Source organism: Oleiphilus sp. HI0066 (assembly GCF_001635725.1).
Genome location: NZ_LWFH01001043.1, coordinates 1 through 2,015 on the forward strand (window position 1 = coordinate 1; position 2,015 = coordinate 2,015).

3 protein-coding genes are annotated in these 2,015 nt (G+C 44.3%); 2 read left to right on the forward strand and 1 reads right to left on the reverse strand.

All coding sequences use genetic code 11. From position 1 onward, the window contains the following. On the reverse strand, positions 1-637 hold a 637-nt coding region (locus A3738_RS12725), incomplete at its 3' end, for an acyl-CoA dehydrogenase family protein (protein WP_197473839.1). Between the two features lie 173 nt (positions 638-810). On the opposite strand from A3738_RS12725, the gene A3738_RS12730 reads away from it, so the two are divergent. Continuing rightward, complete coding sequence (locus A3738_RS12730) at positions 811-1,269, forward strand: thioredoxin family protein (protein ID WP_068473266.1); 459 nt, start codon at positions 811-813, stop codon at positions 1,267-1,269. A gap of 98 nt (positions 1,270-1,367) precedes the next feature. Further along, positions 1,368-1,808, forward strand: a complete 441-nt coding sequence (locus A3738_RS12735; protein WP_068473270.1) for a hypothetical protein — start codon at positions 1,368-1,370, stop codon at positions 1,806-1,808. Positions 1,809-2,015 lie beyond the last annotated feature (207 nt).

Here is a 2,015-nt window from a genome sequence, read left to right on the forward strand (position 1 = left end):
CGCGCGCGAGCACCAAATGAATAATATTTTCGGTGATATCTTGATCGCCACCAGAGATATACATCTTCTGACCTTTCAAGCGGTAGCTGCCATCGTCTTGAGGTGTGGCTTTTGTTGTCAGATCTCCCAGACTCGAACCAACATTCGGTTCCGTTAAAGCCATGGTTCCAGCAAATCGTCCAGAGAACATTCCATCTAGATACAAGCTTTTTTGGGTTTCGCTCCCAAACGCATGAATAAGATTCGATGCCGCACTCGTTAAGAATGGATAACCAGCCGTGCTCGGATTCGCGCCTGTAAACAAACCCATACATGCTGAATGCACCAACGCAGGCAGCTGCATTCCACCCTCATCAAATCGATGACGCGCATTAATCAATCCAGCTTCAGTAAAATACTTCCACGCTTCTTTCACCTCAGGAATGGTCGATACGCTTTCACCATCAAAGCTTGGCTCATTTGCGTCAGCCTTCGCGTTGTGCGGTAAGAAGTAGTCTTGTGCGATTTTAAGCGACGTATCGATAACACCATCAAAGGTACTACGATCATGGTCTTTGTAGGCATCTAACTCAGTAAGAGCCTCTGCTTGAAACACGTCATAAAGAAGGAAGTTCAAAGTATCTTGATTAATAATCATGGAAAGTCGCTACCGCTTAATCTGTTTGTTGTTGTGATCGAAGATTAACTATACGAATGTATCACGGCATAAGATGACATGCCCAGATCCCTTACTGGAATGAACTTTTTTATACCGTGAATGTCACAAGAGCCCTATCTTTTTCAGCAGCAAAGAATCGCACTGGAGGCATCATGGCACGCCATGGGAAATCATCTACTACTAAAACTCAAAAAGTAAAACGTAAAAAAATTACACCTAAGACCCTGAAAAAACTTGGAATTAGCGCTGTATTCGCAGCCTTTCTTGGCGTTTGCCTAACAGCCTATAGTCACGTGATTCAGACAACACAGGATCTTTCCGTGATCGGCAATGGCACAGCGACTGTGGTTCAAGTACATGATCCAAACTGCCCAAATTGCGCACAACTAAAGCGCAACGTAGATGCACTCCAATCCGAGTATGACGAGGACATACAATTCAAAATTGCTAACCTCGCCAACAAGAAAGGCAAAACTTTCGCTGGCAAATACCAAGCCCCTAAGACAACGCTATTGCTATTCAACAAGCACGGAAGACTAACGAATACTCTGCACGGCATTACTTCTAAAGAGGATCTTCGAGTCGCCTTTAATCAACTTACGAGACGATAAGGCCTCAGTACAACTGAATCGCATAAAAACCATTCTTGCCTTGCTGCTGATTAAAGAGTCGCGCACAATCAACGCAAAATAAATAGTAGTGCGAACAAATGGACGACACGTATTTCCTGCAAGCTGCGACCATGTACTTTTTAAGTCTGTGGAAAACCTACCTAGGCCCATTCATTGCTGCGGGCAGCGGTTTTAGTTATATCGAGATGCTTTTATTCAATCTAGGTGCTGCACTATCATCTTCGGTGAGCGTGTTGTTTTTGACTGACTTGTGGGTAAAAAAACTTCAGTCGAAACGAAAAGGATTCAACAAGCATCTAAGAAAGGTGCTTAGAATCTGGAAGAGGTACGGAAAACGAGGATCAGCGGTGCTTGCGCCAATTCTAATCGGCATACCGACCTATGCAGTGATTGCCCGACGCTTTAAGCAAAGCCGCCGTTCAATTCTGCTTGAAATCACAATCATTACGTTCGCGTGGTGCTCTGTCATCTTTGTCGCAGGACGCGAAGGATTCTTGCTGCTAGATGCGGCTATTTAGCAAAACGATCGAACCAACTAAAAAAGCCGCCAAGTATCAGAAATACATTGGCGGCAAAATTAGCTAAGGGAGCTCAACTAATTAGAACTTCGCACCTAACCACAACCAAGCTTTATCTGTATCAACTTTGTTAGTGCCAGCATCACCCGCTGAGTACATACCGTACTTAAACCCAGCAGAATAGGTTTTGTTGAACTTCTTCGCGAG

Coding starts and splice junctions, on each gene's coding strand:
- A3738_RS12730 (WP_068473266.1), top strand. CDS start 811: ATGGCACGCCATGGGAAATCATCTACTACTAAAACTCAAAAAGTAAAA.
- A3738_RS12735 (WP_068473270.1), top strand. CDS start 1,368: ATGGACGACACGTATTTCCTGCAAGCTGCGACCATGTACTTTTTAAGT.